Here is a 6,000-nt window from a genome sequence, read left to right on the forward strand (position 1 = left end):
CAAGCGATTGCCCGTTTAACAGGCAAAGACAGGTTGCTCATTTAAAGAACATGTGAGTGCGCACACCTGTTGGACAGGTCAACGAGCCGCGTTGGCGTCGGCCACGGTGAGCGCCGTCATGTTGACAATCCGGCGTACCGTGGTGCTGGGCGTCAAAATATGCACGGGTTTGGCAGCACCCAAAAGAACCGGTCCAACGGCGATGTTGCCACCCGCAGCCGTCTTGAGCAGGTTGTAGGCAATGTTGGCCGCATCCATGTTGGGCAAAACCAGCAAATTGGCGTCGCCCATCAAGCTGCTGTTGGGCATGATGGCCTGGCGTGCCGCCGAATCCAGGGCCACGTCGCCGTGCATTTCACCATCCACTTCCAGCCAGGGCGCGTTGTGGCGCAGCAAGTCCAGCACGTTTCGCATTTTGATGGCGCTGGGCTCGTTGGACGAACCGAAGTTCGAGTGCGACAACAAAGCGGCTTTGGGCTGGATGCCGAAACGGCGCATTTCTTCGGCCGCCAGGACGGTGAACTCGGCCAGCTGCTCGGCGGTGGGGTCGTAGTTGACGTGGGTGTCCACCATGAACACCTGACGGCCCGGCAGCATCAAACCGTTCATGCAGGCGAAGGTGTTGACGCCTGCGCGCTTGCCGATGACTTGGTCGATGTAGTTCAGGTGCATGGGGTTGGTGCCCCAGGTGCCGCAGATCATGCCATCCACGTCGCCTTTGTGCAGCAACATGGCGCCAATGAGTGACAAGCGGCGGCGCATCTCGATCTTGGCGATCTGCTGGGTGACGCCCTTGCGCTCGGTCATGCGGTGGTAGGTCTGCCAGAAATCGCGGTAACGGTGGTCGTCTTCCACGTTCACGATGTCGTAATCCAGCTCTTCTTTCAGGCGCAGGCCGAATTTTTCGATGCGCTCGGCAATCACGGCCGGGCGGCCAATCAGGGTGGGCCGGGCAATGCCTTCGTCCACCACGATCTGGGCAGCGCGCAAAACGCGCTCTTCTTCGCCTTCGCTGTAGGCGATGCGCTTGTTCAGGGCACGTTTGGCGGCCGTGAAAATCGGCTTCATCATGGTGCCGGAGGCATACACAAAACCTTGCAGTCTTTCCCGGTAAGCGTCCATGTCGGTGATGGGGCGAGAGGCGACGCCCGAGTCGAATGCGGCCTGGGCCACTGCAGGGGCGATCTTCATCATCAAGCGCGGGTCAAACGGCTTGGGGATCAGGTATTCCGGGCCAAACGCCAGGGCTTCACCCACATAAGCGGCTGCCACGACTTCGCTTTGCTCGGCTTGTGCCAACTCGGCAATCGCGTGCACGGCGGCGATTTCCATCTCCAATGTGATGGTGGTGGCGCCGCAGTCCAAAGCACCCCGGAAGATGTAGGGGAAGCACAGGACGTTGTTGACCTGGTTGGGATAGTCGGTCCGGCCGGTGGCCATGATGGCGTCGTCGCGCACGGCTTTGACATCTTCAGGGTCGATTTCAGGGTTGGGGTTGGCCAACGCAAAAATCAGCGGCGAGGCGGCCATGGACTTGACCATGTCCTGCTTGAGCACGCCCCCGGCAGACAGACCCAGGAAAACGTCAGCACCGGCCATCACTTCACCCAGCGTGCGGTGATCGGTTTTTTGCACAAACTGGATCTTGTCCTCGTCCATCAGCTCAATGCGGCCTTCGTAAACCACGCCCGCCAAATCGGTGACCCAGATGTTTTCACGCGGGATGCCCAGCTTGACCAACAAACCCAGGCAGGCCAAGGCCGCTGCGCCCGCGCCTGAGGTGACCAGTTTGATCTTTTTGGGGTCTTTGCCCACGATCTTCAGGCCGTTCAAAATGGCCGCGCCCACCACGATGGCGGTGCCGTGTTGGTCGTCATGAAAGACCGGAATCTTCATGCGCTCGCGCAGTTTGCGCTCGATGTAAAAGCAGTCGGGGGCCTTGATGTCTTCGAGGTTGATGCCGCCAAAAGTCGGCTCCAAAGAGGCGATGATCTCGACCAGTTTGTCCGGGTCTTTCTCGTTGATCTCGATGTCGAACACGTCGATGCCCGAAAACTTTTTGAACAGAACGCCCTTGCCTTCCATGACCGGCTTGCTGGCCAATGGGCCAATGTCGCCCAAACCCAGCACAGCCGTGCCGTTGGTCACCACGCCCACCAAGTTACCCCGGCTGGTGTACTTGAAGGCATTGGCTGGGTCTTTGACGATTTCTTCGCAGGGTGCAGCCACGCCGGGCGAATAGGCCAATGCCAGATCGTGCTGGTTGAACAGCTGCTTGGTGGCCGCGATGGCGATTTTGCCGGGGGTGGGGAACTCGTGGTATTCCAGTGCGGCTTTGCGCAGTTGGGCACGTTTTTCTTCGGCTTGGACCTTGTTGGTCATGGGGTTGGGCTCCGTTGTAGGGGTGTGCTGTCAGGGCTGCCTGGATTCAGCAGACCAGATGCTTAGAAAGGAATTTGTCAGCGCGCAAGGCGACATTCGGTCAATATTTTCATTGTAGACGCGGGATTCAAGCCTTTGAGTTTGAGTAATGCCCTTCTCAAGTGAGTTGGCTTTTGACTTTTGGGCACAAATGGCAGCGATCAGCGCAAATGCTTCCAGGCTTTGTGTTGCAAGGCCTCGGTCACGCGGGTCGTACGTGAACCCGCCAGCACTTGGCATGTGACCCCGGCTTGCAAAAATCCGGTCTGCTCCACTGCCAGATAAAAACCACAGCGCCCGCTTTGCACCATGTTTTTGGCGGCCTGGGCGTAACCCATGACGGCGTTGAACTTGCCGCAGGGCTCGCGCGGCTGGGTGACGCGAAAGACCACGTTGCCAAAATCCAAGTGGTCGCCAATGAACAGTTCTTGCTCGAGCAGGCCGTGCAAGCTCAGGTTTTCGCCCAAATAACCCGGCGCCAAGGGTTCTTCAAACAGCGACGCGCCATGGGTTTGACGCTGCGTTTGCCACCACGGCAAGTGCTCTGACGGCAAGGCGTACACCGCTTTGCTCAGGCCACCATGCACCGACAGGTCCGCCTGCTGGTCACCTGCCAGGCCCAGCACCCCGACCTCGATGGGGCCGGAGACAATGGTTTTGCCAATGGCCGACACCAGCTTGCGATCACCCACCATCAGGGGGCGAGCCTGGCCGGTCTGGATCGCGCGCAGCGTGCCCGAAAAACCGGGCCGCAAAGTCGGCTGCATGGGCCTTTCAGCCCCGCATCAAGGCTTCGATCTCGTCGGCCTTGACCGGCACGCCGCGCGTGATCAGCTCACACCCCATGGCGGTCACGATGGCGTCGTCTTCGATGCGGATGCCAATGTTGTGGAACTTCGCGGGCACGCCGGGTGCAGGGCGCACATACAGGCCCGGCTCGATGGTCAGCACCATGCCCGGCTGCAAGATGCGGCTGGGGCGGTCTTTGATCAGCTCGCCACTCAGCGGGTCTTTGCGCTCGCTGATCTGGCCCACCTGCGAAGGCTCGACATAGCCGCCACAGTCATGCACGTCCATGCCCAGCCAGTGGCCGGTGCGGTGCATGTAAAACTGGAAATAACTGCGGTTGGCGATCACGTCTTGCGCATGGCCCACCTTGTTCTTGTCGAGCAAGCCGACATCGAGCAGGCCTTGTGCCAGAACGGCCACGGTGGCCTCGTGCGGGTCCACAAAGCGGGCACCCGCCTTGGTGGCCGCCACAGCCGCGTCTTGCGAGGCCAGCACCAGGTCGTACAAAGCGCGTTGCGGGCCGGTGAATTTCCCGTTGGCCGGGAAAGTGCGGGTGATGTCGCTGGCGTAACCGTCGAGTTCGCAACCTGCGTCGATCAGCACCAGATCGCCGTCTTTGATCATCGCCGCATCGGCGCGGTAATGCAGCACGCAGGCATTGGCCCCGCCCGCCACGATGGAGCCGTAAGCCGGGTACTGCGAGCCGCTTTGGCGGAACTCGTGCAGCAGCTCAGCGTCGAGGTGGTATTCGCGCACTTCTTGGCCCGCACGCAGCATGTTGGCGCTGCGCTGCATGGCCCGGATATGGGCGCGGGCGCTGATGCTGGAGGCTCGGCGCATGATGTCCTGCTCATGCGCGTCTTTGACCAGACGCATCTCGTCAAGCAGGCTGCACAGGTCGCGCTGCTGCTCGGGGCACAAAGCGCCGTAGCGTACGCGCGCACGCACCGACTGCAGCCAGCCGCTCACCAGGCTTTCCAATCCAGAGTGGATGGCAAAGGGGTACCAAACGGTGCTGCGGTTTTCCAGCAACTTGGGCATGTGCGCGGCCATCTCGCCGATGGGCAAAGCCCGGCTCATGCCCAAAGCGGCAGGCGCAGCCTCAGGGCCCAGGCGAATGCCGTCCCAGATTTCGCGTTCCAGGTCTTTGGGCTGGCAAAACAAGGTGCAGTCACCCTCTGCCGTGATCACCAGCGTGGCATGCGGCTCGGTGAAACCGGTCAGGTAATAAAAGTAACTGTCGTGCCGGTACAGGTAATCGCTGTCGCGGTTGCGTGGGCGCTCTGGCGCGGTGGGGATGATGGCGATGCCGCCAGCGCCCAATTGGGCAGCGAGACGGGCACGGCGTTGTGCGTAGATCAGGGTGGTGTCGGTCATTTGGAGAACAGTCCCATAAGAAGACGCCATTATGTTCGCTCTCCTTTCAGTGCGCGCGCCCGTACAGTCACCCGGGTGCCTGATCAGGTGATGCCGCCGTTGAGTTGCGCGAGCCGCTCAGGGGTGCCCACATCGGTCCAGTCGCCCGCGTAAACCTCGCCTGACACTTGGCCCCGATCCATCGCCGCACGCAGCAGGGGGGCCAGCGCCAGCGCCACGCCCTGGGGGTTGCCGGGGGGCAGGCCGCAGTTGGCAAAAACGGCTTTTTTGTAAAGCGCAACGGTGCTGAAGGTGTAAGCGCAGCCGAGGCTGCCTTTGGGCAGGTTGAGCACCTGACCCTCAGCTGACAGGCCAAAGTCGCCGCCCGGGTTGTGAGCCGGGTTGGGCACCAGCCACAGGTGGGCCAGCGCAATGCTGGCGCTAAAACGTGCGACGGCCTGTTGCGTGAACACCAAATCGGGGGCAAACACATCGCCCGCCAACACCCAGAACACCTCATCGAGCTGGGGCAATGCCCGCACAATGCCGCCTGCGGTCTCCAGCGCGTGGCCAAAGTCCTGGCCTTCATGCGAATAGCGGATCTGAACTTCTGGTAAGCCGGGCCATTGGATTTGCTCACCCAAGTTCGCCGGAAACTGCTCCCCCAGCCAAGCGGTGTTGACCAGCTGTTGCACAAAGCCGCCCCTGGCCAGGGCCTGCATGGGCCAGTGCAGGAGCGGCTGGCCGCGCACGCGCAGCAAGGGTTTGGGAGTTTGGTCGGTCAAGGGGCGCATGCGTTCGCCTCGTCCGGCGGCCAGCACCATGGCCTGGGCAGGTGGCTTGGCGATGAGCAAGGGCGCTTGTGATGGGTGGGCAAATGAGGTCGGCATCCCCGGATGTTGCCACGGCCGCAGGCGCTCTCGGGACAGCCCTGGCCAAATGCCGCGCCCTAAACTTCAGCGTGCAGGCCGTTCGCAGCGGACGAGCCAGGCCGCCACCAGGAGACAGACCCCATGACACGCCCCCCCATCAGCGTCATCACCGCCGCACAAAACGCCTCACAGCGCCTGGCTGATCGCCACACCCCTTTTGTCATGAACGACTGGTACGTGGCCGCCTTTGGCGAGGAGATCAAGGACCAACTGCTGGCCCGCACGCTGCTGGGCCGCCGTTTGGTGTTTTACCGCGCCAGCGACGGCCGCGTGGTGGCGCTCGAAGACCGCTGCCCGCACCGCTCCATGCCGCTGTCAGCCGGCACGCTGGAGCAAGATACCATCGTGTGCGGTTACCACGGTCTGCGCTTCAACACCGAGGGCGATTGCATTGAGGTGCCCTCTCAGTCAACCTGCCCACCCAACATGGGCATCCGGACCTACCGCACCATCGAGCGCGGCGCGGTGGTCTGGATCTGGATGGGTCAGGCCGAGCAGGCCG

Annotated in this window: 5 protein-coding genes; 1 reads left to right on the top strand and 4 read right to left on the bottom strand. The window is 61.9% G+C overall.

What is annotated here, in order from left to right:
- Positions 1-78: 78 nt before the first annotated feature.
- From ACIQ47_RS07095 to ACIQ47_RS07110, 4 genes are all read right to left on the bottom strand, one after another.
- Positions 79-2,382 (bottom strand): NADP-dependent malic enzyme, encoded by a 2,304-nt coding sequence (locus ACIQ47_RS07095; protein ID WP_396437475.1) that lies wholly within the window; start codon positions 2,380-2,382, stop codon positions 79-81.
- A 200-nt stretch (positions 2,383-2,582) separates the two neighbouring features.
- Positions 2,583-3,188, bottom strand: coding sequence for an MOSC domain-containing protein (locus ACIQ47_RS07100; protein ID WP_396437476.1), 606 nt, complete (start codon positions 3,186-3,188; stop codon positions 2,583-2,585).
- Positions 3,189-3,195: 7 nt separating this feature from the next.
- On the bottom strand, positions 3,196-4,587 hold the full coding sequence (locus ACIQ47_RS07105) for an aminopeptidase P N-terminal domain-containing protein (RefSeq protein ID WP_396437477.1): 1,392 nt from the start codon (positions 4,585-4,587) through the stop codon (positions 3,196-3,198).
- A gap of 83 nt (positions 4,588-4,670) precedes the next feature.
- On the bottom strand, positions 4,671-5,390 hold the full coding sequence (locus ACIQ47_RS07110) for an NDP-sugar synthase (protein ID WP_396437479.1): 720 nt from the start codon (positions 5,388-5,390) through the stop codon (positions 4,671-4,673).
- Positions 5,391-5,579: 189 nt separating this feature from the next.
- Here ACIQ47_RS07110 and ACIQ47_RS07115 point away from each other — a divergent pair.
- On the top strand, positions 5,580-6,000 hold a 421-nt coding region (locus ACIQ47_RS07115), incomplete at its 3' end, for a Rieske 2Fe-2S domain-containing protein (RefSeq protein WP_396437478.1).

It is taken from the genome of Limnohabitans sp., from assembly GCF_044373035.1.
GTDB lineage: Bacteria > Pseudomonadota > Gammaproteobacteria > Burkholderiales > Burkholderiaceae_C > Limnohabitans_A.